The organism is Kribbella sp. NBC_01505 (genome assembly GCF_045040285.1).
GTDB lineage: Bacteria > Actinomycetota > Actinomycetes > Propionibacteriales > Kribbellaceae > Kribbella.
Genome location: NZ_CP109425.1, coordinates 8,776,223 through 8,800,239, shown reverse-complemented (window position 1 = coordinate 8,800,239; position 24,017 = coordinate 8,776,223). Strand labels below are relative to the sequence as shown.

Sequence of the window (24,017 nt, the reverse complement as noted above, 5' to 3'; positions counted from 1 at the left end):
CGGCGGGACTCCTGATGGCGAGCCAGGCCTGCACCGTGGCCGCAACCGGTCTGAGTCAGCGATGGCTGGTGGACACGGCACTGGGCGACGATGTTACCGGCGTGCTCGCAGCGGTCGCCGTCGGTGCCCTCGCGTTCGGCCTCGCCACGGCTGGCGGACGGATCCAGAGCATTATGCTGCTGTACCTGATCGATCGAGTTCAGGTGGCGCTCAGCCAGGAGATTCATCACTTCAGTGCTGCGATTCCCACCGTCGATCACCTTGAGCGGCCGGACTATCTCGATCGGCTGGAGCGGCTCCGTTCGGCAACGTGGGCGCTGGCATCGTCCTGCTGGCAAATCGCTTCGGCTGTAGCCGCGACCGTCAGCCTGGCCGCGACAGCAGTCTTGCTGGGAGGTGTCTATCCGGCGCTGTGCCTTCTCACGGCTTTCGCGTTGCCGTCGGTGCTGACCACGAGGCGGTCTGCGTGGATCGTGCAGAATGCGCTCGACGCGGATGCGCAACTGAACCGGTGCGAACAACGTCTCCACGACCTGTGTCTGTCCGCGGAGGCCGGAAAGGAGTTGTCCGTCTCCGGCGCGGCAGCAGAACTGGACCGCCGAGCCGATGCAGCCTGGCACAGTGTCACGACCCAGCGGGTGAGGGCGCGATGCCGGGCCGGCGGCTGGGACCTTCTCGGCTGGTGCTGCTTCGCGGCCGGCTTCTGCGGCGCACTCCTGCTCGTCGGCTGGCGCGTCGCAGCCGGTCAGGCCACGGTGGGTGAGGCCGTCCTGGTGATCTCGCTCGCCACCCAGTTGCAGGCTCAATTCGGTCAGGTTGTCCGGGAGATCGGCCAGGTCGCCGCCGCGGGGCACGTGATCGACCACTATGCCTGGCTACGGGCGTACACGGTCGGACACCGTCGGACCGGTGGTTCTCCGCCCGGACGGCTGGCACACGGCATCCGCTTCAGCGGAGTGTCGTTTCGCTACCCAGGGGCGGAGAGGGACGTCATCAAGGATCTCGACCTGTGGCTGCCAGTTGGCATGAAGGTCGCCGTCGTCGGTGAGAACGGCGCCGGAAAGACAACCCTGGTCAAACTTCTCAGCGGCCTGTACGAGGTCACACGAGGTTCCATCCTGGTGGACGGCCAGCAGTTGCGGGACTTGGATCCCGCAGCGTGGCGCGCGCGAATCTCGGCTGTGTATCAGGATTTCGCCCGATACCAGTTTCGCCTCCGCGAGTGCGTCGGCGTGGGCGACCTGAGCCGCCTGCACGACGAGAAGGCGGTCGCCGCGGCGCTGGACCGAGCCGGCGCCCGGGACCTGAGAACGGAATGGCCGCGCGGTCTGGAAGCTCAGCTCGGTCCGGTCTTCGGTGGGATTGAACCGTCGATTGGTCAGTGGCAGAAGCTGGCCTTGGCCCGGGGACTGATGCGTCGTGAGCCGTTGATCACCATCCTGGACGAGCCGACCGCCTCGCTCGATCCCCAGGCCGAACATGACCTGTTCGTTGGTTTCGCAGCGGACCAGACCGCCGTCTCCACCGGCAGGATCACCGTGTTCGTGTCGCATCGCTTCTCGACCGTCCGGATGGCTGATCTCATCGTCGTCCTGTCCGACGGAAGGATTGCCGAGCTAGGAAGCCACCGGCAGCTCATGGCGCTCAAAGGCCTGTACGCCGACATGTACGGCGTACAGGCCGACGTCTACATCGACGGTCTGCGTGCCGCTTCAGGTGCTGATCGCAGCGGCAACGGCCGCCGATTGCGAACGCCTGATCGGTTGTCACATGATGAATAGAGCCGGTCGTCGATGAGTCGGTCCTGACCCAGGCGCGACCTCTGCCGGGACGCCCACCGGACCCGACCCGCAAGCAGGACAAAGGAGATCGTGGAGATGTCTGGCACCGTGAGTCGGCTACACCTCATCGCAGTGGCTGTAATCGTCCTGCTGCTGGGCATTCAGTCCTGGCAGCCGGCGCCGTCGGAGGCTGAGTCGACAGTTCGCGGCGAGGGTTACCAAGCCGTCATCCGGCGGACCGGCTTCGGGATTCCGCATGTGCTTGCCACGAGCATCGGAGGAGTCGGATTCGGTCAGGGCTGGGCGTACGCCGAGGATCGGTTCTGCGACCTCGCGGATCAGGTCATCAAGATCCGGAGCCAGCGGTCGCGCTGGTTCGGGCCCGGTGCCGGGAACAGCAATCTCGCCACCGATCTCGGCTATCTCGCGCTGGGTCTGACCAAGCGTGCCGAGTCCCAGGCGAGGACGCTTTCCGGCGACCCACGAGCCCTGCTCGACGGATACGTGGCCGGCTACAACGCCTTTCTGGCCAGGACCGGCCGGGCGAATGTTCCCGGCTGGTGCGCGGGCCAAGCATGGCTTGGACCGATCACCGTGGTCGACCTGCTCGCCTATCAGCGGGACATCGCCATCTCCGCCAGTGGGCGGTACATGCTGGCAGCGGCGGCGCTGGCCCAACCACCGATGCCAACGCGGACTCGGGGCTCGCTGGTGATCGGTGCAGACGTAGTAGCCGACGACCTGCGCCGACTCGGCCGGCAGGACGCGGGCTCAGACTCGGTACCCGGCAGCAACGGCTGGGCACTTGGCGCGGATAGGTCCGAGTCCAGGCAGGGGATGCTACTGGCCAATCCACACTTCCCCTGGCAGGGCGAGCTTCGTTTCTGGGAGGTCCAACTCACCGTGCCAGGAAAACTGAACGTCTACGGTGCGGCGCTGGGCGGAGTTCCCGGTGTCCAGATCGGCTTCAATCAGTGGGTGGCGTGGACCCACACAGTTGCCACCGGCTACAGATTCACAATGTACGCCGTCGACCTGGTGCCCGACCGGCCGACCTGGTATGTGGTTGACGGCCGGAAGGAACCGATGACGAGCTCGACCGTGACCGTCAGCGTGGACTGGGGCGATGGCCATCCACGGCCGCTGACCCGCACGTTGTGGTCCACCCGGTATGGTCCGGTGCTGGATCTGACTGCGCTGCAGCCCGGGCTGGGCTGGACTCGCACGCGGGCGACAACCTATCGCGACGCCAACCTGGACAACGGCCAGATCATGCAGCAGTGGCTGGAGATCGGCCAGGCCCGGGACGTGTCCGGAGTCCGTCAGGCCATTGCCCGGCAGCAAGGAATTCCCTGGGTCAACACGATCGCGGCGGACAACCGCGGCGACGCATGGTATGCGGATGCGTCGGCGACGCCGAACCTGAAGCCGGCCACGATCGCCACCTGGCGGCAGAATCCGTTGGCGCCGCTGAACGGCAGCGTGAGTGAGAACAGCTGGGTCGACGAAGCCGGTGCTCGGTCGCCCGGCTTGATCCCCTTTGCGAAGCAGCCGCAACTCCGTCGGCGCGACTATGTGTTCAATGCGAACGACAGCTACTGGCTGGCCAATCGGCGGCATCTGCTGACCGGCTTCTCGCCGCTCCAAGGACAGGAGAAGGTGCCGGTCAGTCCACGCACGCGGCAGAACGTGAGACTGATCGACCCCGTCGTCGCCCACAGCCGGGCCAATCGGTTCACACTCGATCGGCTCGGCCGTACCGTCCTTTCTGGTCAGGCCCTCACGTCGGATCTGCTCACCTCGTCCGTTGTCGCGGCCTGCCGGGCGCAAGGGAACCGGCCAGTGGTGGTTGACGGTGCGCCGGTCGTGGTGGCGCCGGCCTGTGCGGCGCTCGCGCAATGGGACCGGAGATTCACGGTGGCAAGCCAGGGAGCAGTTCTGTGGCGGGAGACGATTCGGGCGGTGGTCGCGACTCATCCTGACGCCCTGACCGAGGCAGGACCACTGTTCGGAATCGGGTTCGACCCCGACAACCCGGGTGTCACCCCCCGAGGTCCCGCAGCCGACCCGGCGCCGTTGCTTGCCGGCCTGGCGCGAGCCCAGCTTCGGCTTCGATCCCTGGGGTACGGACCCGAGGTTGCCTTGGGGCTCGTGCAGCACACGATTGCGGGGGACGAACGGATCGCAGTGCCCGGGGCCAATGACGAGGTCGGGATCCTCAACGTGGTCGGCTACACCTCAGAACCAGGCACCTCCCGCGAGCAGGTGATGGACGGAGGCGTGCCGCAACCCGGTTCGGACCTGACCGATCGCGGCTACGTGGTGAATGTGGGGACCAGCTTCTTGATGGTGGTCGGCTACACCGCGCATGGTCCGGTGGCCAGGGCAGTACTCACCTTCGGGCAGTCGGCGGATTCGGCATCCGCGCACTTCTTCGACCAGACGCACCTGTTCGGCCGGGGACAGCTGCGGGAATGCCGGTTCTCCGAGGCCGCTATCGCAGCGGATCCGCAGCTGACAGTGACGTTCGTCGGGGGCTAGGTGAGCAGCTTGTCGGCCCGCTCAAGCATCCGCGCTGCCCAAGCGAAGTCGGTCTCCTCGGGCGCCAGATCGAAGATGAAGCTGGTGACACCAGCGCGGCGATGAGCTGCCACGACTCCGGCGAGGGTCTCGACGTCGCCGACCAGGAAGGGGCAGTCGGCCCGCATACTGCGCATCGGGCCGGTCCAGAACCAGGGTGGGGTGTCTGTTCCGTCGACCGTCGCAGCGAAGGCCGCGCGACGCCACACCGCGTCGGTGTAGCGAAGGGCCGATGCGGCGGCCCTTTCTAGGCCGTCGTCGGTAGGGTAGCGAAGAAGCGCCACACGCCAAGCCTCCTCCACGGTCTCCCGCACGATGAGTCCGCCATACATCCCGAGGCCGTCGCCGTCGGCTGGAACGCCGGGGGAGAGCAGTTGGATACGCACTGCGGCGAGGGTCTCGGCGCAGTGCCGTGCTGCTGGCGACTGGCCGGCGACGAACGCCACGGGCCGAGATTCGGGCGTGGTCGGTTGCGGTAGTCGTGCCCGGCTCAGCCCGTAGAACTCTCCCGTGACATCGATGGGAGCGGAACTCTCGAGCAGTCGGAGAACGATCGCGCCGTACTCACTCAGGCGGGCGTAGCGAAGATCGTGATCGACATCGTCGCCGAGCGCCAGCCGGTCCGGTATCGAGGTGCCGGCGACGAAGTTGAGAAAAAGGCCACGGCCGTAACAGTAGCTCAGTGAGGACACGAACTGGGCAACGGCAAATGGATGGTGGTACACGGGGTTGACCGCAATCAGCGGTCGCAAGCGCTGAGACATAGCGAGAGCATGCTGGCCGACCAGCCACGGGTTGACGAGAGTGTCGTTTCCGGTGTGGGCAAGTATTCCCGTGAATCCATAGGAGTCCGCGAGTCCGATTGTCGCGTCGATCTCTCGCCAGGCTGTCCGGGTATCGTGGTTGCGCGGGCTGATGGCAAACACCCAGGGTTGCGCCGAGCCAGGTTTATCCAGCAGATCTACCATCTGCGCTCCAGCCGGTCGGATCGAAGGGCCGGCGATCAGGCTGGCGCGATGCCGATACCGGTGGAATTGATGCTCCAGTCCGATACTGGGCTTGTCAAATTCGAGTTGGTCGCGGATTGTCTCGTGCTAATGTCAGGCCATGCGGGCTCCGGGTCGAATTATGCTGCCTCGCAGGCGATTGCGTGCCGGCCGGTTCGGTCTGCCCGGGTGATGACGCCAGGTGAGAGCCGCTCCTGGCTCCGGACGTTCGGATCAGTCGAGGGACGGGCACAGCTGGTCTGCGTGCCGCACGCCGGCTCCGGCGCTTCCTGTTTTGCCGTGTGGCGGCGACACCTGCCGGTTGAGGTCAAGCTCGTCGCGGTGCAGCTGCCTGGTCGCGAGGATCGTTGGCGTGAACCGCCGATGACTGATATCGGTGCGGCTGCCGACCAGCTCGTGCCGCAGCTTGAGCCTGCCATCTCAGCGCGATCGACAGTTCTGTTCGGGCACAGTATGGGCGGCCTTCTGGCCCACGCACTCCAGCGGCGGCTTGAGGACATCGGCCGGCCGGCAGCCCACTTGATCGTTTCCGGTTGTCATCCGTCCGACCACCCGGTGCCGCGTCGTCGGATCGGCCATCTCGGCGACGACGACTTTGTCGCCGAGATCCGATCGCGCGGAGGGATGCCTGCCGAATTGCTGAAGCCGCAGGTGCTGAAAATGTTCCTGCCGGCGCTCCGGGCCGATATCCGGATGGCGGAGAGCTATTACCCCTCGCCGGACCGCCCGCTGCGTGGCCCACTATCCGCCTTTGGCGGCGAACAGGACATTCACGTACCTTGGGAAGGTGTCCTCGAGTGGCGACGTCATACTTCCGCGCAATTCGACGCGACGCCCTTCCAGGGATCGCATTTCTTTGTGAACACCGCCCGGCAGGAAGTGGTGGCTGCGGTGCAGTCGATCATGGTCGCGGTGATGGGCCGGTCTGTCTCGCCCGCCGAGAAGCTGAAGTGAGTGGCCGATCACCGGACCAATCGGATATTTGTGGTCGCGACTGTTTGCTGCTCGCTTGCCGGTTTTTGCTGTCGGCTCGTATGCTCGTCGTCACGGTTGTCTCGATACGGAGAACGCAGGTTCGGATCTCGAACTCCATACCGGTTCTGCCTGGATTTCAGCATGCCGGCTCGGGACGCGCGCGCGTCTCACGGTGAAGGGGGTCGCCAAGTGTCCGATGAGCAGATGTGGACGGTCCCGGGCGACTGGGTTCCTCTCTTCGAGGAAGTCCTGCGGGAGCAGATTCAGCAGACATCGGACGAACGGCCATTGGCCGCCTCCGACGCCTTGTTCGATCTCGGCGTGGACTCGTTCGGAACGGTCGAGTTGCTGATCGCGCTGGAGGACAGGTTCGGTGTACGACTCCCGGACCAGGCACTGACGGCCGAGACGTTCGCCACGGTCGGCTCGCTGTGGAGCGTCCTGGCCGGCCTGCTGCAGGACGGAACACGGGCCGGTGGCGGATCGGCGGCGTGGTCGCCGCCGGTCTAGGAAAGGCTGCGCTCGGTGCCCGGCACGATGGCGAACGACGCCGGCCTGGACTGTTTCGCCGACACCTACACTGTCCTGCTCCGTGACGTGGGAATCGATCCTCGGGTCCTCGGTGACGACTGGGGATACCGCTACGTGGCCCCGGAGGTCGCGGCTTCCGAGCCGTTCCTGCGGCTGCGGATCAATCGTCATGAGTACCGCGACTCGATCTTCCGGTGGTACGGGATAGCAGAGCGACGGATCAGTCATTCATCGGATCGAGCGCTGTGGGGTCATGTCGACGAAGTCCTGGCCGACGGGCGGCAGGTTGCTCTGCAGTTGGACACCTTCTTCTACCCGAATTCACCGTTCCACCGCCGGATCCATCACCTGCATCGAGTTGTCGTCGCCGGCCGCCGGGATCTGGACGTGTATGTGCTCGACGAGTTCCCTGGTCGCCCGTTTCGCGGCTGGCTGCCGGTCGATGTGCTGAACCAGGCGATCCGGAGTGACGTGCTGGCCAGTCAATACGCCGGAGTGGGCGGCAAGCGCTGCTCGGTGGATCTGCCCCCGCCGCCGTGGGTGGCACAGCCTGCTGTAGCTGACTTGGAAGCCGCACTAATGGCCAACGTGCAGAGTTATCTCGGTGAGCAAGGAGACTCCGCCGCTCCCGTCGGGTGGTGCGCCGTTCAGCGCTTCCTCAGTGATGTCCGCCGATACGCTGCGAACGGTTCTCAGGTGGACCAGAGTTTGATAACCGACGGTGTGAACTTCTTCGCGGCCCTGGCCAAGCAACGTCGGCAGAACGCTCTGTTCGTCCAGTTGGTCGGCGATCGCGGTGGTGTGAGGGTCGACGAGGCGGTGAACCAACTCCGCGATATCTCGCATCGACTCGACCAGGTGCGTGCGTTCTTCTTCTTCGGCGCATCGGCGGGCCGGCCGACGGGAGAGCACGTCGGCCGGCTCGCTGACCGTCTGACCCAGACGTTCTTTGAAGAGTACGACTGCATGCGCCGGCTATCTCACCTCCTCTGATGATCGTGCCGGCCGACCGGCTGGTCCAGCTCGGAGATTGCCGAAAGGCGACCCCGGTCCACCTTGCCGTTCTCGTTCAGAGGAAGGCGCTGGAGCCGTTGGATTCTGCTCGGCAGCATGTAGCCGGGTAGCTGTGTTCGCAGTGAGTCTCTGAGCCCTTTGACGTCGAGTCCGCTGTAGAAGGCGTGGATGCGGTTGTCCGACAGCACCACCGCGGCCTCGGCGACCGCGGGATGACGTCGGAGCGCAGCCTCGATCTCTCCGAGTTCGACTCGGCAGCCGTTGATCTGTACCTGCCGATCGACCCGGCCTAGGTGGACCAGGTCCTTGCCCAGCCGGTAGACCCGATCACCGGTCCTGTACCAATGCATCGCTGAGACCGAATCAATGGCGATCAGCAGCTTCTCACCGGCGCTGCCCGGGGCGAGGAAGCTGCTGACGTTGTCCGCCGGGTCGAGGTATCCCGGAAATCGCTGGACGCCGCGAACACACAGCTCGCCCTTCTCGGTGATCAGATGCTCCAAGTGTGCATAGACCCGGCCGATCGGCACCGTGCCGTTGCTTGTCGTCGGCCATGCATCAGGGTCGGCTGGAAGGCGGTAGGCAGAACAGGCAACCGTGAGTTCTGTGGGGCCGTAGACGTTCTCGATGACGCTGTTGGGCGCGGCGGCACGCCACGCCCGGGCTTGCTCCCAGGTGAACTGGTCACCGATGAACATCGACCGGCGTAGCTCTGGCATCGCGCGGGCCGGGAGACCGCGCAGCTCGGCGGCCAGGCCGATGACGGATGGGACGGAGAACCAGTGCGTGATCCGGCGACGGGAGACATAGCCGACCGGAGACAGCAACTCGTTGCCAGTCGGAACCACGGCGGTGGCACCTGCACCCCAAGCAGCGAACAGGTCGAAGACGGAGGGATCGAACGTCGGGCTGAACGTGTGTGACAGGCGGCATCCTGCTCCGACTTCGTGCCGGGCAATGCTGTGTAGCAGGTAGGCGACCGCGCTGCGGTGCGTGACAGGAACTCCCTTGGGTGAACCGGTCGATCCGGACGTGAAGAGGATGTACGCGGTATCGTCCGGTTCAGCCCGCGGGGCCCTCGCCGAAGTGGTCGACGGCGCGCTCGCCTGGATCTCCCTCCAGGCTGTGAGGTTCAGCCCGGCCGAGGTGAGTCCAGCTCGGAAGGTTGCGCTGACCACCTCGTCGGCAAGCACCTTGCTCACGCCGGCGGCCTTGGCCATCACGATCGTGCGTTGAACCGGGTTGCACTGGTGAAGCGGAACGACCGCTACACCGAGGCGGAGCAAGGCCAGATAACAGGCGAACGAGAACGGGCTATGATTCGCGATAAGACCGATCGGCGCGCTGCCGTCACCGGATGCATTGAGATGGTCGACGATCAATCCGGCGAAGTCCCACAGCTCTCGGTAGGTCAAGCTCGTGGCGCCAAAGTCGAGTGCTACGTGATCCGGCCGGTCCCGGACAGTGGCCGCCACAAGGTCTGCTATCGTCCCAAATTCTCGTTCTACCGGCATGACGCGTTCCGTCCGGCCGCTCGAGTCTCTACTATCTGGAGCGACAGCGTCGTGACACTGGCGACCGACTCGTCGGAGTCCAGCAGGACCTCCAGCGGTGGTTGCCTGCTGAGGAATGCCACTACACTTGCCGTGAGCCCGTAAGCCCCCACGTTGGGGACGGCAACCAATCCACCCACGCGAAGGTCGGGTACCTGAGCGGCGCGGCTCAGCACGTCCAGAGGTGTGCACAGTGGGCCTACTAACGTGACCTCGTCCGATGCGTCGCCGTCTGCCGGTAGTACTGCGGGTGGCAGTAGCCGCCCGGTGCTGGACATCCCGCCTAGCGCGTTGATACCGGCATCAAGCACGACGAACGTCCGGTCACCGCTCCGCTTCACGTCCAGGATCGAGGTGAGCAGAGTTCCCGCGCCGGCCACCAGGTAGCGACCGGCCTCGAAAGCGACCGTTGGCTTTCCCTCTCGCCAGCCCTCGAAGGAGGTGTCGAGCAGTCGTTCCAGCGAGCCCCTGAGATCGTGGTACCTGGGGCGCTCACCGGGACGGGCGAAAGGCGCCGCGAAGCCACCACCAAGGTCGAGCAGCAGGGCATCCATCTCCATGCGGTCGAGGATCTGCCGTGCGAGTTCCACGCTCTCGGCGAACTCACCGATCAACGCCTGTGGGTTCGTCACGTTGGTTGCTGGAAAGAAGTGCAGGCCGGCCGGCCGTACGTTCGCTGTGGCCGCAAGGAGATGAGGGGTGGACAGAATCGTGTCGACGTCGATTCCGAACTGGGAGGGGCGTCCGGTCATCCTCAGGCCGGTCCTGGCGGTAGACCTGGTGCCATTGACCCGCACGATGCAGTGGACCTGCTCGGCGCACTCCGTTGCCGCTCTGCTGAGTCTGCGGTGGTCCTCGACCGACTCCACGGAGAAGTATCGGACACCGGAGCGGATCGCGTGCACGACCTCCTCGAAGGTCTTACCAGGGCCGGTGTACAAGAGTTGATTGCCTGCCTGACCCGCCGCGAGCGCCACGGCCAGCTCACCTGACGAACTGATCTCGGCCCTGAGGCCCTCGGATGTGAAGTGCCTGACGACACCGGGGTGGGGGTTTGCCTTCACCGAGTAGTACAGCCGATGCGGCTGCGGAAGAGATGCGCGCAGATCGTCGACCGCCGCGCGCAGAGCGGCCGTCCGGTAGACGTAGAGGGGCGTGCCGAAACGTTGCACGAGTTCGTCCGGCGAGCTCACCTTGAGTGCTCCGGGACGGGCCGCCGGCCCAGGGGATCACCCGCGCGCATCTCGGATCTTCTCCAGCTTCCGGCGGTCGATCTTTCCGTTCGGGGTCAGGGGCAATACCTCGATCACCACGCAGGTGCTCGGGACCTTTGCCGGCTCCAGTCGGCGACGGAGCTCCCGCAAGACGCCGACCTCATCGAGATCCGCAGCGACGACCAAGGTCATGTCGGCCTGCCGAGTCGGTGGCAGCAGTGCGGCTGCCGCCACACCCGGGATGTCCACGGCCGCCGCCTCGATCTCCGATGCACTCATGCGGACTCCGTGTCGTTTGAAGATGTCGTCGCGTCGGCCGGCGAAGTACAGGTATCCGTCCGAGTCGATGTATCCGAAGTCACCGGTCCGCAGCGCGGCCGGCTCTCCGTCCTCATGCGGAAAGCGTTCCATGGTCAGTTCTGGGGCGCGCCAGTAGCCGGCTGCCACATGCGGCCCACGCACGACGAACTCACCGAGCTCTCCGGACGGTATCGGAAGTCCGGACTCGTCCGTCACGGTGACTTCCGTCCCCGGCAGTGGCCGCCCGACAGATCCTGGGCGGGACCTGTCACCGTCGGGCTCCAGGATCGAGATCCGTTTGCACTCGGTCACGCCGAACATCAAGGCGACCTGCGCGCTCGGAAGGTACTCCCGAAGCGCTTGGATAAGGTTCGGCCGAAGCACCTCACCGGTGTTGGTGACCAACCTGACGTGAGGCAGCTTCTCGTCGGCTCGCGCTGCAAGTGTGGTCATCATCGCGGCGAGCGAGGGGACAAGCGGAATCACCGTTGGTGCCCAGCTCTTGACCCAGGTCAACAGTTCGACATCATGCTGGTCCGGCATCAACTGCAGCTCGCTCCCGGCGAGCGCGCACAACAAGGCTTGGTACAGACCGTAGTCGAAGGACGTCGGCAGGCGGCAGAACACTTTGTCATCCGGTCGATACTGCAGTTGCTGGGCAATCGCCTGAGTCGCGAACACCACCTGCCGATGGGGACACATCACGGCTTTGGGTGACGATGTGCTTCCCGATGTGTACAGCAGGAAGGCCAGATCGTCGGGACTGGCCGGGTCGCCCTTTATGGGTCGCGGCTCGGTGGTCTCGATGTACTCGCGAGCAGCCTCGATCGGGATCACTTGCGTGGTGCGGTCCATCCGGCCGTCGAGGGCCTCCCAGCCGGCCCGGCTAGTCACGACCAATGACGGGGCGGCGTCGTCGACGAGTGCAGCCAGCCGCAGGTCGCCGACTGCCGGACTCACCGGAACGAGTGTTGCACCGGCGCTCGAAGTCCCGTACAGCATCGCCACAGCGTGGCGCGTGCGTTCGTGATGCAGCAGGACGCGCCCACCTGCCATCACGCCACGGTTGCGCAGCCATGTGGCGAATCGCGCGCTGTATGTGGCCAGCTCGCAATAAGTCCAGGAACCGCTGAAGTCTCGTACGGCAATGGCTGAAGGAGTTGCTGCCGCAGCTCGGGCAAGAAAGTGATGTAGCAGAACAGGGCTGGATTCGTCTTCGCGCGACGTCGCCGGTTGCCGGTCCTCCGGAATCCTGGTACCAGATCTCACCATTCGCCGACGCCTTCACCCTCTGGCACCTGCGGGGCACCTCGGATTCGTACCTGCGGATCCGGCCTCCGGACGTTCGTCGTCCGCAGGGTGAGGTGGAACGTGCTGCTCTGCTCCGGATCCTGGTACACGGCAACAGGTTAGAACGCGTGTTCTGCTGGGGCGAGGTCCTCGGTTGAACATCAACCCTGTGGTGGACGGAGCGGTCCACTGATGGTGATGCGGTGGGCTTCGGGGAGAATGAGGCTGAACTCGCGACGGTGCCAGGGCTGGTCCCGGGGCGGATCGGGGACCTGGAATCCTGCGGCACGGACAGCGTCGTAGGCGGAATCGACACGAGTGCCGAGATCGATGGTGATCGAGACGTCGGAGACGGCAGCGTTTGCTTGTTGGAGGTCGAGTCCGTTGCCGTCGGTCCACCGGTCGAGTCCGAGACGGACGTAAGTGGGATCGGGCTCACCCAGCTGGAAGCGGATGTGCATACCGAGGATGTCGACCAGTAGTCTGGTGGTTCGGCCGACGTCGTGGACAGACAGCGTCGGCCGGACAGCGATCACGTTCGGGTCACGTGGTGCAGATGCTCGTGCCATCACGACGGACTGGGCCAGGTGGGCGTCGTACACACGGGGGAGCCGACCGACATGCTCGAGACGAGCTTGTCGGGCCACGCCGATCGATCTGATGTTGCGCGAGTCGATCCAGGCTTCGACGCCGGCAATGCCGGGCTGGCCGAGCAGATGGTCGACGACAGCGACCGCGGCCTCACTCATCAAGCCGCGTCCCCAGAATTCACGCCGTAGGTACCAGCTGAGCCCGCGAATCGGCGTGCCCCGATCGGCGAAGACCCCGATCACTCCGATCGCGTGCCGGTCGGGGCGGAGCCGCAGCGCCCATGCAAGTCCTCCGTGATCGCCGAACTCCCGGACCAGTCTGTTGTGGGTCTGACCGAGGTAGTAGCTCGGCTTGTCGTATCCGGCGGACGCCCAGTCCGGATCGCTGAACATAAGGTGCAGATCCTCGACGTCACGGGCGATATCGAGGCCCATCAGCTCTAGACGTGCTGTTGACAGACTCTGCACTCCATCCCCCATCACGTCTTGTGATCTGGGCTCGATCGAGGCCTTGATTCTGTCACGAGGCGACGAAGAACCTCAGGACATGACCGTCGGGGTCGTTGGCCCGAAACTCGCTCCCGGATGCTTCCAGAGCCATTGTCAGCTCGACGGCGTTGGCCATGAGGTGCTCGTGCAAGCCCTCAGGGTCGCTGACGAACAATGCAAGCCAGGTGCCTCGCTGGCCTTGGCAGTTGTGACACAGGTAGATCTGGTGGTCGCCATGGCCGATGATGGCGAAGTCGGCTGGGTCGCCGAAGGTGTGCAGCAACTTGAAGCCGAGAATCTCGGTGTAGAACGCGATGCTGGCATCCAGGTCGGTAACGTTGAGAATCGGGTTGAGGTGAGTCAGCGTTCCACCCGGTGGGTCGGCCATGGATCGCAGTCCTCTTCTCCATCCTCGATGTGGATGCTGCGCTAAGCGGCGACGCAAGGTCGGTTGACCGAGTCACCCGAGACCTTCAGGGCCTTACCGTATCAGCTGGTCGCCTCTGATAGGCATCAGAAGTGCTCCGGGACAGCGGACGGGACGGGACCTGAACGTTGATTCTTCATCAGCCCAAGCCCATTCCAGAGCGTGGCTGACGTGAGTCTCCGAGGCCGGACACGCACCTTAACCACACGCCTCGACCTCGATTTGGACCCGCCAGGTCGAACTCCGCAACCGCGCAGCTCGTTGGGGATCGAGGCCGGGAGCGTCGCGAAGTCGATCGACTCGCCGACCTGCCGGGGCCACAGCCGCAGGCTGCGGCCGGCAGCTTCGAGCGGGTGATCGATCTCCCACCCGGGTGGAAGACGACGGTCAGCTGGAGGAAGCTGTCCAGTATGCGCACCGGCCTCGCCAGATCCGACCGTTGAGGTGCGGGTCGACCCGGTGCAGCTCCGGCGCTCGGTGTACTCGAGTGCTCCCCCTGCACGGCGGATTCGTCGGCGAGCGTCCGCGCCGCGAGCTCCTCACCGTCGGCCATTACACGCAACTTCCGCGAGACTCCGAGCACACCGTCAACGTCAGGTGAGGCGAGGGTTAGCGGGCGAGCGCGGGCTTCTGAACGGGTAATGCCTCGCGGAAGGACACCTCGCCGACCCATTCTGATGACAGAAGCGACTGCAGTGGGTATCACCGGCGAGCTGAGGCAGCCGCCAGGCCAGCGCTGCCGGCGGGTGCTTGGTCAGGCCGGGTGGTTTGTTGCGTTGGTTCGGATCACATGCGCACCCGCCGCCACCGTGACCAGGCCTGTCAGCAGGCTGCCCCCACCGATCAGCCACGGGACACCGACGTGATCACCGAGCGCCCCACCGATGACCACGCCGAGGTCGGGTACCAGGGTCGCTGCCGCCATCGTTCGCGCCAGCGCGGTGGGAGGGACGATTCGGGGGACCTGTGTCACCAGGCTGACCATCGCAAGTACGGCGCCGAAGGCACCGAGCAGGTCGTAGGCAAACAACGAGATCACTGCGGCGGTATGCCCCGCGGTGAGTCCGTTGAGTGCGAGCAACGAGGTAGCCAGGCAGCCGAGGCCCACGCTTGCCCTGACCCGGAATCCCAGTCGGCCCCCGACCACCACCATGATGGCGGAAGCGCCTACTGCGCCGACCGCGCCGGCGGCTTGCGCGGCAGCGATGATGCTCGGAGACAAACCGAGAGCGAGGGTTCCGTAGGTCGGGATATTGGCGCTGATCGCCGCGTTGAGCAGCGCCAGTGCAGCGATTCCTCCGGCCACGCCGACCAGCCGGCCTGTCGCGAGCTGTCGGAATCCGTGCATTGCATAGGAGAAGTTTCCCGTGGGCTCGTCGATTTCGGGAGCGCGGATCGACTGCCGGCCAGCGAGCAGGGCGCCGCCGACGAGATATGAGATCGCGTCGATCAGCAGCACGACAGGCATGGGAAGGAACTTCATCAGGGTTGCGGCTAGCCCGGGTCCGACCACGTCAGAGACGCTTGTGACAGTGCTCAGTAACGCTCCGGCGCTCTCGAACTCTTCGTCATCGACGAGCTCCGTGAAGTATGGCGCACTGTACGCACCGAAGAATGCGCTCAGGAACGCCGACACCACCGCCACGCCGTACAGAACTCCTAGCGAAAGGAGGTCGGCGAACCACAAGCCCGGAATCAGCAGACCGACCACGCACCGCCCGAAGTCCACCTTCCGGAGGGCTGCGCCGCGGTCCGGGCTTCGTTCTGCCCGGACCGCGAACAATGGCCGCAACCCGATCTGCAAGGCTGCGTTGAGCCCCATGAGCAGACCGATCTGCGCCGCGGACGCGTGGAGTACGACCGCGGCGAGCAGCGGAACGGTCACTTCGGTGATCGTCGATCCGATCTCCGACTGACCACGAGCTGCGAGGAACCGGATGAACGGACGGTTCCGCCGCAGTCGCCCGCGCCGCGGTGCTGCGGCGTGGTTCACGTGAGCAGCACCTCCATCAGCAGCTTTCCAGCACATCGCGCGGCCAGGTTGGGCTTCTGCGCCGAACGCACAACAGGTGCTGTCAGCCAGTGCTCGCCACCCAGAACCAGTGGCTTGCCGCCGCATTGTGCGGAGCAGTCGAAGGAGACCGGAACCCCGAAGATCACCCACTGGCCCGGCGACACTGCGTCGGCGAGCTCGTCCCACTGGCACCCGACCCCGAGCCGTCCGGCCATGCTCACACCCGGGTCGACTCAACCAGATCGCGGCAGGAGTCGGGGACGCGCCGCCCCGCGTCGGTGAATCGACCATGCTCACGCAGCACCGCGTCCGCGCTGCGGAACTGCCCGCGGTCGTAGTTCGTGCGTTCCTTGGCCCACCGGTGCCCACGATCGGCCAGCAGGTCCCACAGGTACACAAGGCGGGACAGGACGAAGGCCTGATGGTAGATGCCGTAGAGCGGTCTCGGATCGCTGCGGATCGGCGAGTAGTAGCGTTCGCCATCCGGGTTCAGCAGCATCGGATCGGCGGCCATCAGCGCGAAGAGTTGATGATGGGATGCCTCGTGCATCAGGTGTTCGAGGACGTAATGCACCGGGTCGTAGGTCCCGTCGGGCAATGCCATGAAGATCGTCCCGAAGGTTCGGCTGCTCGACAACGACGGGCCTGGGCCGCGGTAGAACTGCACTTCGGTGACCAGCTCCCGAACCTCCGCGGCGATCTCGCTGGATGCCTCGTCGGCGAGGACGATGGCTTCGTCGACCCAGACCGTGAACCCTGCGCCCGCTGCCGGCTCGAACTTGATCTCGTGCACGACCAGACCCTCGCGAATCGGTTCCCCATCGGCAAACAGCTCCTGCAGCGAGATCTCCTCCAGTGCCGCAGTCATCGGAGCACCTGGCACGATGCTCTCCAGCCGAAGGTCCTGTGGAGCCTCGGGTCCGGCCGCGACCACCGCGGCGAGTGCGTCCAGCGCTCGAGTGACCGCCGCGATGCTCTGCTCTCGCAGAGCAGCCAGAAGAGCCTGCTGCCAGAGGAACAACAGAGGTGGAAGGCGAACCTCGGCCGAGAGCCTTTCGAGCTGCACCAGCAAGGCGTTGGATTGCCTCGGCAGTGAGCGCCGGGCCACCTGCGCGCAACGCCGCAGGTCGCTCAGGAGCTGACGATTGATGTGCCCGCGGGCCGATCGCGCGTTCTCAGCGGAGTAGCCACCGCTGAACTCGAGATCCATGACTCAGCTCCTCCCGTTCGCGCCTCCGGCGACGGCCGGCGGCGCTCCCCGCGGGATGCACTGCCCACGTCGTACGTCGTCGAGCCAGAGCCCGCAGCAATCGCCGTCGATGTCCTCGTCCATCACCAGCTCTGGATGCTGCTCGTCGAGCGGTTCCAGGTTCGCCAGGTCGAGCCGCTCTCCGTCGACCTCGACGATCCCTCCCTGGCAGATGAAGTCGATGTGCAGGTCGCACAGATAGTCGACGATGTAGATGCTCTGATTGTGCTGGCCGAAACCGATGTGCAGGCCCGGACTGCGCTCATTGATGTGACAGTTCATTCCGATCAGTTTGCTGACGCCGGAATTCGTGCCGAAGCCGAGTTCGCCGACCCGCCGGGCGTTCGGCGTCGCGAAGATCACCTCCAGCATGTCCTGCAGCTTGGCATCGGCGCACGAGTAGTTCACCGCGAGGCCGTCCTCGATGTCGATCGTGACCGGACGGGTCGCCAGCCGCGCGTCGAGCTCGGTGTAGACATTGATGTTGAACGCTCCGTCGGCGACCAACCGGCCGGACACGTTGGCCGGGTAGCTGGCCACTTCGCCGGGCGGCATCACGATGAACCCGCCGGGCCGGTAGAAGCCTCTGTTGCTCAGCCATCGGTACTGCTCGTTGTCCAGCTCGATGTCGAGATCGGTGCCGGCCTGCGTCTCGATGTGGATCCGCTCGGCGGTCATGAACGACTTCAGCAGGCGCGCGTTCAGTCGGCTGAGTTCGGTTTTGCTCCGCGCCATGCCGAGTGTGAAGAACTCCTCTGACGCACTGATGAGCCGTGCCGAGATCCACGACTCCTTGCGGTACCGCGCGAGCACCTCGCGGATCACCGACGAATGCGACATGGTGTCACGTTCTACAGTCAGGAACGCGAGCCGCCGGTCGCCGAGTGCTTCCCGCGTCGGCAGCGCCTGTTCCAGCCGGGCCCGGATCCCGTCGTCCTCGATCGCGGCCATGGCGAGCGCGATCGGCGCGAATCCGCGTTCGCGCAAGGTCGCGATGATCCAGGCAGCCGATTGACGGCTGTCCGGCGTGTACGCGATCACCGGAAGATCGGTCGGCGCCAGCTCGAGATAGTCGTCCAGCAGGCGATCGACGCCCGACCAGACCCGGTCCATAGTCAGCTCAATGGTCATGAAGTACTGCCCCCTGTTCTGCGGGTAACTCGACGAACGGCGGTGAGCGCGTAGCGCCGCCTGCGCCCGATGCGGGCGTGCAGCAAACACCACGGCGAGAACACGCTCACCGCCTGGAATCGGTGCTCAGCGTCGGTCAGGGACCAACGCTTTACTCGCCGTCAGCCAGCAGCGTCGACGCCGACGCGGAGGTTTTGTACGTGATCGACCAGGTCTGCATCGGGTTTTCACCGTCGAGTGCGTCCCTGTCGAACGGAATGCTGTCACGTACTTCGGTCGGCTCAGCCGCCGCCAGACTGGCCAGCGTGTCGTCGAGTACCGAGTTTCGCGTTGCTGTACTCATCTTTTGCCCTTCACTCGTAGGGGTGTCTCGGGGCCCCACCAAGGGAAGGTACACACGGGGCGTTCCTGGCGGAGACGGGTTAGGACCCCTGTTTTCCTGGGGGTTGCAGCCTCTGCCGGTCGGGAACCCGGGCATCACACACTCTCCGTGTGGATGCCGATTCTTACCTCAGGGAGCCAGCGTGATCGATCGTCGAAAGCTTCTCAAAGTGGCAACCGGAGCCGCTCTCGGTTCGACGGTGGCCGCTGTGGTTCCGGTGCTGTCTGCCACTCCGGCGGCGGCAACTGGCGAGCCCACCTGGCCGATCGTCGCGAACGGCACCAGCGGTGAACTCGTCTTCTGGCGCCGACTCAACATTGCCAATGCCTGGGACGTGGGCGGTGGTCTGTGCGCGACCATGTTCGGGGATCCGGTGCTCGCGTTCGGCTACTCCATCGGCGGATTGAACTTCGTGCGGGTGATGGATGTCGATCTGAACGTCTTCCAGGTCTACCGGACGCTGCCGTCGCCGTGGACGGACAATAACGGGCCGGGTGGGCACTTCTACCAGTACGTCTGGAACGGGGTGAACTTCAGCGTCACCGGTCCGTATGCGTGGAAGGCCTACGACCAAGGCCCGGGCCCGCAACCGTGGCAGATGTACGTCGACGACTCCCCCAAATCGACGCTGGGCGTCACGGACTTCAAGGTCACGGCGAACGGCGGCACGGAGTGGATCCGCGAGGTGCACCACTTCGACGACCCGAGCGGCAGGAAGAACTTCTGGGGCCGCTTCACGAGCCAGTCGACCGTCGGCCTGACGCCTACAGTCCTGCCAGTTGTCGGGCACAGCCAGTTTCCGGACCCGGATGGGAGTACCTGGTTCAACGAGTATCGGCAGGGGTCGTACAGCTTCTTCCGTGCGCTCGATACGACGTTCGACCGGTTCCAGGTGTTCTGGGGTAGCGACCGCCGGGCCTGGAGCGTCAACAACGGGAGCGGATTCGGCTACGGCAGCCTGCAGCGCTGGGGGCAGTTCATTCACTTCGACGTCCCCGGCGGTTCCCAGACCAAGCATGACTGGAAGACGAAGGTCTACCCGTGAGTCCGTGGCCGGCGTTCAGGATGTGAAGATCGTGTTCGCTCTGACGGGTGGGGCGCCGGGTCAGCCTCAGCTCGCTCGGCAATCTCGCACTCTGTTCTGAACACCCCGAGGTCCTGGCGGGGATGGCCACGATCCGCCAGCGGCCCGCGCCGCGTAGTGATGAAGGTATGACGGAACTGTCTGTCTTTGTCACCGCCGCACAAGACGTCCGGCGTCCGGCTGCGACCTGGGGAGGCATGCTATGACTGCGGATCGTTGCACGAAGGACGAGGTCGAAGCGCGAGGGTCCTTGCGCGATGCCTGAGGGGCCGGCCGGCGTTTCAGTTCTGATCGCTGACGGTCAGCCGATTCTGCGCAGCGGGTTGCGCGAGGTTCTGTCCGCTGAACCGGACCTGTCCGTCGTGGCCGAAGCCGGGGCGGCCGATGAGATCCTGCGCGAGGGTCTGCGGCATCAACCGGATGTGATCAACCTTGATCTGCAGATCTGTGGCGATGACGTGGAGCCTTTCATCGCGGACCTGATCACCGCGCTGCCTGCGGTTGCTGTCGTGGTGATCACCTCGTTCGCGGATGATCGCCGGCTGATCAGCACTCTCCAGGCCGGGGCACGTGCCTATCTGACGAAGTCCGGTCCGCTCGACGATATCGTCCGCGCGGTCCGGAGCGTCGCGGCGGGTGGGGTGTACTTCGGCGCGGAGATCGCCGAGAGTGTCCTGCGGCTGATGAGGTCATCCGGCCGCGGGACCCCGATTGCCGGGCTGACGCCGCGCGAGGTCGAGGTCCTCGACCTGATCGCCAGCGGCCTCGGGAACGGTGTCATCGCCCGCATGTTGTACCTGGCTCCGAAAACGGTCGGCAATCACGTCTCGAACATCTTCGCGAAACTGGGAGCCGCGGATCGTTCCGAGGCCATTGCTGCGGCGCACGCCGTCGGCCTGGGCCTCGGCGCGATCGCGGGACCGGCGACCCCGGGATTGCGCGGCAATTGAACCCTCTTGTCCTGCTCAGATTCACGTCGCGGACGCGGAGACCGTCGCGGGTGCTACCGCCGGTCGATCTAGATGTCGATCGTCAGCAACACCGCGGCTCAAAGGCAACATGGTCCGTTACGAAGACAGCTGGCGATCCATCGGTATCTTGGGCGCTCGGCCAGCGAACGGCTGAGTGACGAGGCGCCGCAGGTCTTTACCGATCCGATCTCATCGGCCACCGGTTCCATGCTCTGGCTGGTTCGAGATCGGCCAGCTGGCTTTGGAGTTTCGGTGGACGAGCGGTGCGTCGCCGGCCGCGAACAGATTGTGAGTTCACCGGCGTAGACCTGGCGTGGGTCTACTTGATGCTGTGGCCAAACTCTCGAGCCTCACGCGGCAGACTCATCTGGTGTTCCTGCTGGTGGTGCTGGGCGCCACCTCCTGCGCCAGCGAGGATCTCGGGGAACCGGTCTAGGTGGGAGCCGCCGATGTGAGTGGGTCTTCGCCCCGTTTTCACAGGCTAGAGAAACTACTTTGACCGTCTCGGCGGATGCTTGAGCGGTGGAGTTCGACAGTATCGAGCTGGCCGGCGGTCCGAGCGAACGATCGAGGAACCACCTGTTCGATCGATTGGTAGGCGGAGGATCTGGGCGAAGCGACTGCACCGGAATCGTTGCCTGTGACTCGTCGGTACCTCGGCAAGATTCGGTGGACCCTAGCCGCCGTCATGGGCGGCGAGGAGCCGGCGGCGACAGCAGTCGCCAGGGCAGGCACCGCACGCTCAATGACGGCAATATCGGCAGGCTGATCCCGGTCCTCGCCTATCTGCCCGATGGAAAGACGCTGCTGCCCAAGGGAACGGCCTGTCAGCAGGAGTTCGACCCGTTTCCGGATGCCGGGTAGCTCCCGATTCCGAGATTTCTGGCTGCGGCCACGGCCGCGCGCCTATTGTCTACTTGGAGTTTGCGGAGTACGGCGGCGACGTGGTGCTCGACGGTTCGTACGGATAGGCCTAGGTCGGCGGCGATCTCTTGGTTGGTGCCACCGCGGGTCAGGGCTGCGAGTACGACGAGCTGACGGTCGGTCAGGTCGCTGGTGTTCGTGGGGTTGGTCCTGATTCGCGGACCGTTCCGATCGCGGCGGAGCTTCTCGCTGGCTGCGGTGGCTCCCAGCTGGTCGAGGATCCGCAGAGCGGTACGCCGATTGGCCGTGTCGCCGGCGTTGGCCAGGGCGAGGGCACGCTCGTACGGATCGCCCAGTTGGAGCCAGTATGCCGCTGCCTCCGCATGGCTGCCGGCCTCTGCGAGAGCGAACCCGTCGACCAGAGGCGCGTGGCCGGGTGCCGGCAGCGGGGTGCCGGCGCGGGCGAGGTAGTGCCGGAGTTCGCTGAACAGTGCCGCGTTTCCGCCCGGGAGGCCGAGAACGGTGTCCCTGATCGCTTGGGCGATGTCCGGCCGGTCGTTGAGCCACGCCCACTCCGCGTACGCCGTACCGGCGTCGGCGAGGGCGACTGCCGATCCGATACCGGCAGCGCGCTGCCAGGTCTCGTGCAGGATGGCCTCGGCCTCAGGCTGACCACGCCTGGCGAGCAGTCGCCCCAGGGTCGCTCGGCTGTAGGCGTGGGGCTGGGTCGACTCGTCGGTGGTGCTGGTGAGCTGGCTCAGGCGGCGCTCGGCCGCAACCCAATCACCGCGGCGCAGCGCCAGTTGCGCTCTATAGACGTCGATCAGTACGACGGATGACCAGTACCCATGCCTGCTGGCGAACTCGGTTCCCCGGTCGAGCCAGTCGGTCAGCCCTTCCCAGTGATGTGACCGGTACGACGCCTCGGCCAGGTTGCCGTAGGCACGTGCCGCCGACAGGTGTTCGCCGGTCGCGATTGCCAGCGCGACGCTCTCCCGGACATCCGTCATACCGCCTGGGTCGGCTTCCATGATCCGGGCGATGCCGCGGAAACAGAGGCTGATCACCACAACGTCGTACCGGTCGGAGGCTTTGGCTGTCCGACCTGCGGACTCCAGCACAGGCAAGGCTTCGGTCGTCGCGCCTCTGGTGACCAGGATGATCCCGGCCATGGACTCTGCCTCCGCGACCGAAGCCGGTAGCGACGCCGCAACGGCCACCTGTGCGGCGCGTTCGAGCGCACGTTCGGCGGCGTTGAGGTCGTCGGTGATGTTCACCTGGCGCGCTTGGCGCAGCAACGTCGTCGCGAGGCCGGCCGGATTGCCGAGGACCTCCCTGAGGGCGAGTGCTCGGCGGTCGGCATCGATCGCCTCCAGGAATCGGCCGGCGAGGTAGAGCTCCGACGCGTAGTTGTCGAGTACGTCGGCCTGCTCAGCTGTCTGCAGGCGCTCGAGGTGCGGGAGAACGGCCTCCAGCGCGATGACTGCCTGCCGGTGCGCACCGGCGTTGGTCGCCTCGGCGGCGGCCAACGGAGCGAAGCGCAGCAGCGTCTCGGTATCGCCGGCCTCCACCGCGTGATGAAGCAGCTGGGGGAGCTCGGGCCGCGCGTCCTCGAGGAGCAACCGGACGACGTTCTGGTTGAGCCGTCGGCGTTGGAGTTTGGACGTCGCCTGCTCGACCGCCCGGCGGGCGATCTCGTGCCGGAAGGACACGCCGTCGCCGAATCCGTTGAGTAGACCGCGCCGCTCGACCTCCTCCAGCGCACGATCTCGGTCACCGAGTAGCCCGGCGATCAGCTGCCGATCCACCGAGGTCGGGATCACGGCCAGTTGCTCGAGCAGCTCGAGGCCGTCTCGGTCGAGGCCTCGCATCCGGGACAGGACGAGCTCGACGACTCCGGCCGGAACGGTGTCGGAGCTAGCCAGCGCCTCGGTGAGGAAGAAGGGATTCCCGCCGGTCAGGGTGAAGAGTTCATCGGCGTCCCACCTCGTCCCGGAGGCCAGGGATGCCACTGCCACGGGTGACAACGAGGCCAGCTTGAGCCGCAGGGTCGGCGCCGAGTTGAGCGCTCCGAGCAAAGGTCGGAGCGGACTCCGGATGCCGAGTTCGTCGTCTCGGTAAGTGAGCACCAGCAGCAGCGAGTACCGGTCGATTCGGCGGACCAGGTATTGCAGCGCGTCCAGCGTGGAGTCGTCGGCCCAATGCAGGTCCTCCACCACCAGGACCGCCGAGCTAGGTCCCGCCGTCAGCTCCATCAACGCCGCGAGGGTTCCACCGGGTCCGCTGTCAGCAGGCAGTGTGTAGAGGTCGCCCAGGGCCTCTTGGAGTGGGCGAAAGGCCGCTGATGCGATCAGGTCGTCACAGCCACCACGGAGCACTAGCGTGTCCGAACCGAGCGTCGCCACGAAGGCGTTGACGAGCGCCGTCTTGCCGATGCCGGCCTCGCCGCTGATCGCCAGCACCGAGCCGCCGCCGTCGGCCGCGGCCGACGCAGCCGACTGGATTCGATCCAGAAAAGCGCCACGTTCAAGCAGGTTCATCTACATCCCCCAATCGCCCGCCACTAGGTAT

General features: G+C 65.5%; 21 protein-coding genes. 8 read left to right on the top strand and 13 right to left on the bottom strand.

The genetic code is table 11. From position 1 onward, the window contains the following. Positions 1-14: 14 nt before the first annotated feature. Complete coding sequence (locus OG474_RS41355; protein WP_405059129.1) at positions 15-1,781, top strand: ABC transporter ATP-binding protein; 1,767 nt, start codon at positions 15-17, stop codon at positions 1,779-1,781. A 96-nt stretch (positions 1,782-1,877) separates the two neighbouring features. Beyond that, entirely contained in the window at positions 1,878-4,322 is a 2,445-nt protein-coding gene (locus OG474_RS41350) for a penicillin acylase family protein (RefSeq protein ID WP_405059128.1), read from the top strand. On the opposite strand, the gene OG474_RS41345 is transcribed toward OG474_RS41350, so the two are convergent. Beyond that, a complete protein-coding gene (locus OG474_RS41345; protein ID WP_405059127.1) occupies positions 4,319-5,329 on the bottom strand; it encodes an LLM class flavin-dependent oxidoreductase in 1,011 nt (336 codons plus the stop codon). The genes OG474_RS41350 and OG474_RS41345 overlap by 4 nt on opposite strands. Before the next feature lie 48 nt (positions 5,330-5,377). Here OG474_RS41345 and OG474_RS41340 point away from each other — a divergent pair, with 48 nt between their 5' ends. The 3 genes from OG474_RS41340 to OG474_RS41330 all read left to right on the top strand — a co-directional run bounded on the left by OG474_RS41340 (position 5,378) and on the right by OG474_RS41330 (position 7,867). Beyond that, positions 5,378-6,322, top strand: coding sequence for a thioesterase II family protein (locus OG474_RS41340; protein WP_405059126.1), 945 nt, complete (start codon positions 5,378-5,380; stop codon positions 6,320-6,322). 210 nt (positions 6,323-6,532) lie between these two features. Then, positions 6,533-6,853: a phosphopantetheine-binding protein gene (locus OG474_RS41335; protein WP_405059125.1), complete on the top strand. Its 321-nt coding sequence runs from the start codon at positions 6,533-6,535 to the stop codon at positions 6,851-6,853. Between the two features lie 15 nt (positions 6,854-6,868). Then, positions 6,869-7,867 carry a BtrH N-terminal domain-containing protein gene (locus OG474_RS41330; RefSeq protein ID WP_405059124.1) on the top strand — a complete coding sequence of 333 codons (999 nt, stop codon included), beginning with the start codon at positions 6,869-6,871 and terminating at the stop codon, positions 7,865-7,867. On the opposite strand, the gene OG474_RS41325 is transcribed toward OG474_RS41330, so the two are convergent. The 11 genes from OG474_RS41325 to OG474_RS41275 all read right to left on the bottom strand — a co-directional run bounded on the left by OG474_RS41325 (position 7,855) and on the right by OG474_RS41275 (position 18,488). Then, positions 7,855-9,363 carry an AMP-binding protein gene (locus tag OG474_RS41325; protein ID WP_405059123.1) on the bottom strand — a complete coding sequence of 503 codons (1,509 nt, stop codon included), beginning with the start codon at positions 9,361-9,363 and terminating at the stop codon, positions 7,855-7,857. The genes OG474_RS41330 and OG474_RS41325 overlap by 13 nt on opposite strands. 29 nt (positions 9,364-9,392) lie before the next feature. Then, on the bottom strand, positions 9,393-10,634 hold the full coding sequence (locus OG474_RS41320; RefSeq protein ID WP_405059122.1) for a type III PLP-dependent enzyme: 1,242 nt from the start codon (positions 10,632-10,634) through the stop codon (positions 9,393-9,395). A gap of 36 nt (positions 10,635-10,670) precedes the next feature. Then, positions 10,671-12,227, bottom strand: coding sequence for an AMP-binding protein (locus tag OG474_RS41315; RefSeq protein WP_405059121.1), 1,557 nt, complete (start codon positions 12,225-12,227; stop codon positions 10,671-10,673). Continuing rightward, positions 12,221-12,355 (bottom strand): hypothetical protein, encoded by a 135-nt coding sequence (locus OG474_RS41310; RefSeq protein ID WP_405059120.1) that lies wholly within the window; start codon positions 12,353-12,355, stop codon positions 12,221-12,223. Before OG474_RS41310 ends, OG474_RS41315 begins: the two co-directional genes overlap by 7 nt. Positions 12,356-12,406: 51 nt before the next feature. Then, on the bottom strand, positions 12,407-13,303 hold the full coding sequence (locus OG474_RS41305) for a GNAT family N-acetyltransferase (protein ID WP_405059119.1): 897 nt from the start codon (positions 13,301-13,303) through the stop codon (positions 12,407-12,409). Between the two features lie 52 nt (positions 13,304-13,355). Beyond that, positions 13,356-13,712 (bottom strand): VOC family protein, encoded by a 357-nt coding sequence (locus OG474_RS41300; RefSeq protein ID WP_405059118.1) that lies wholly within the window; start codon positions 13,710-13,712, stop codon positions 13,356-13,358. A gap of 793 nt (positions 13,713-14,505) precedes the next feature. Then, entirely contained in the window at positions 14,506-15,744 is a 1,239-nt protein-coding gene (locus OG474_RS41295; protein ID WP_405059117.1) for an MFS transporter, read from the bottom strand. Beyond that, the gene (locus OG474_RS41290; RefSeq protein ID WP_405059116.1) at positions 15,741-15,980 is read right to left on the bottom strand and encodes a hypothetical protein; all 240 of its coding nucleotides are present in this window, start codon (positions 15,978-15,980) and stop codon (positions 15,741-15,743) included. Before OG474_RS41290 ends, OG474_RS41295 begins: the two co-directional genes overlap by 4 nt. A 2-nt stretch (positions 15,981-15,982) precedes the next feature. Beyond that, a complete protein-coding gene (locus OG474_RS41285) occupies positions 15,983-16,975 on the bottom strand; it encodes an aKG-HExxH-type peptide beta-hydroxylase (protein ID WP_405059115.1) in 993 nt (330 codons plus the stop codon). A 3-nt stretch (positions 16,976-16,978) separates the two neighbouring features. Further along, complete coding sequence (locus tag OG474_RS41280) at positions 16,979-18,145, bottom strand: hypothetical protein (RefSeq protein WP_405059114.1); 1,167 nt, start codon at positions 18,143-18,145, stop codon at positions 16,979-16,981. Positions 18,146-18,296: 151 nt separating this feature from the next. Next, positions 18,297-18,488, bottom strand: a complete 192-nt coding sequence (locus OG474_RS41275; RefSeq protein WP_405059113.1) for a hypothetical protein — start codon at positions 18,486-18,488, stop codon at positions 18,297-18,299. A 181-nt stretch (positions 18,489-18,669) separates the two neighbouring features. On the opposite strand from OG474_RS41275, the gene OG474_RS41270 reads away from it, so the two are divergent. The 3 genes from OG474_RS41270 to OG474_RS41260 all read left to right on the top strand — a co-directional run bounded on the left by OG474_RS41270 (position 18,670) and on the right by OG474_RS41260 (position 21,446). Continuing rightward, positions 18,670-19,572: a hypothetical protein gene (locus OG474_RS41270; protein ID WP_405059112.1), complete on the top strand. Its 903-nt coding sequence runs from the start codon at positions 18,670-18,672 to the stop codon at positions 19,570-19,572. A gap of 296 nt (positions 19,573-19,868) precedes the next feature. Beyond that, entirely contained in the window at positions 19,869-20,561 is a 693-nt protein-coding gene (locus OG474_RS41265; RefSeq protein ID WP_405059111.1) for a LuxR C-terminal-related transcriptional regulator, read from the top strand. 543 nt (positions 20,562-21,104) lie between these two features. After that, the gene (locus tag OG474_RS41260; protein ID WP_405059110.1) at positions 21,105-21,446 is read left to right on the top strand and encodes a hypothetical protein; all 342 of its coding nucleotides are present in this window, start codon (positions 21,105-21,107) and stop codon (positions 21,444-21,446) included. Here OG474_RS41260 and OG474_RS41255 read toward each other — a convergent pair. Then, entirely contained in the window at positions 21,410-23,986 is a 2,577-nt protein-coding gene (locus OG474_RS41255) for an ATP-binding protein (protein WP_405059109.1), read from the bottom strand. The genes OG474_RS41260 and OG474_RS41255 overlap by 37 nt on opposite strands. Between the last annotated feature and the right edge of the window lie 31 nt (positions 23,987-24,017).

What these genes read in the sequence shown, in the direction of transcription:
- OG474_RS41290 (WP_405059116.1), bottom strand. Translation starts at nt 15,980, where the DNA reads ATGGCCGGACGGCTCGGGGTCGGGTGCCAGTGGGACGAGCTCGCCGAC.
- OG474_RS41275 (WP_405059113.1), bottom strand. Translation starts at nt 18,488, where the DNA reads ATGAGTACAGCAACGCGAAACTCGGTACTCGACGACACGCTGGCCAGT.
- OG474_RS41350 (WP_405059128.1), top strand. Translation starts at nt 1,878, where the DNA reads ATGTCTGGCACCGTGAGTCGGCTACACCTCATCGCAGTGGCTGTAATC.
- OG474_RS41300 (WP_405059118.1), bottom strand. Translation starts at nt 13,712, where the DNA reads ATGGCCGACCCACCGGGTGGAACGCTGACTCACCTCAACCCGATTCTC.
- OG474_RS41255 (WP_405059109.1), bottom strand. Translation starts at nt 23,986, where the DNA reads ATGAACCTGCTTGAACGTGGCGCTTTTCTGGATCGAATCCAGTCGGCT.
- OG474_RS41265 (WP_405059111.1), top strand. Translation starts at nt 19,869, where the DNA reads ATGCCTGAGGGGCCGGCCGGCGTTTCAGTTCTGATCGCTGACGGTCAG.
- OG474_RS41315 (WP_405059121.1), bottom strand. Translation starts at nt 12,227, where the DNA reads ATGGTGAGATCTGGTACCAGGATTCCGGAGGACCGGCAACCGGCGACG.
- OG474_RS41345 (WP_405059127.1), bottom strand. Translation starts at nt 5,329, where the DNA reads ATGGTAGATCTGCTGGATAAACCTGGCTCGGCGCAACCCTGGGTGTTT.
- OG474_RS41285 (WP_405059115.1), bottom strand. Translation starts at nt 16,975, where the DNA reads ATGGATCTCGAGTTCAGCGGTGGCTACTCCGCTGAGAACGCGCGATCG.
- OG474_RS41340 (WP_405059126.1), top strand. Translation starts at nt 5,378, where the DNA reads ATGCCGATACCGGTGGAATTGATGCTCCAGTCCGATACTGGGCTTGTC.
- OG474_RS41355 (WP_405059129.1), top strand. Translation starts at nt 15, where the DNA reads ATGGCGAGCCAGGCCTGCACCGTGGCCGCAACCGGTCTGAGTCAGCGA.
- OG474_RS41280 (WP_405059114.1), bottom strand. Translation starts at nt 18,145, where the DNA reads ATGACCATTGAGCTGACTATGGACCGGGTCTGGTCGGGCGTCGATCGC.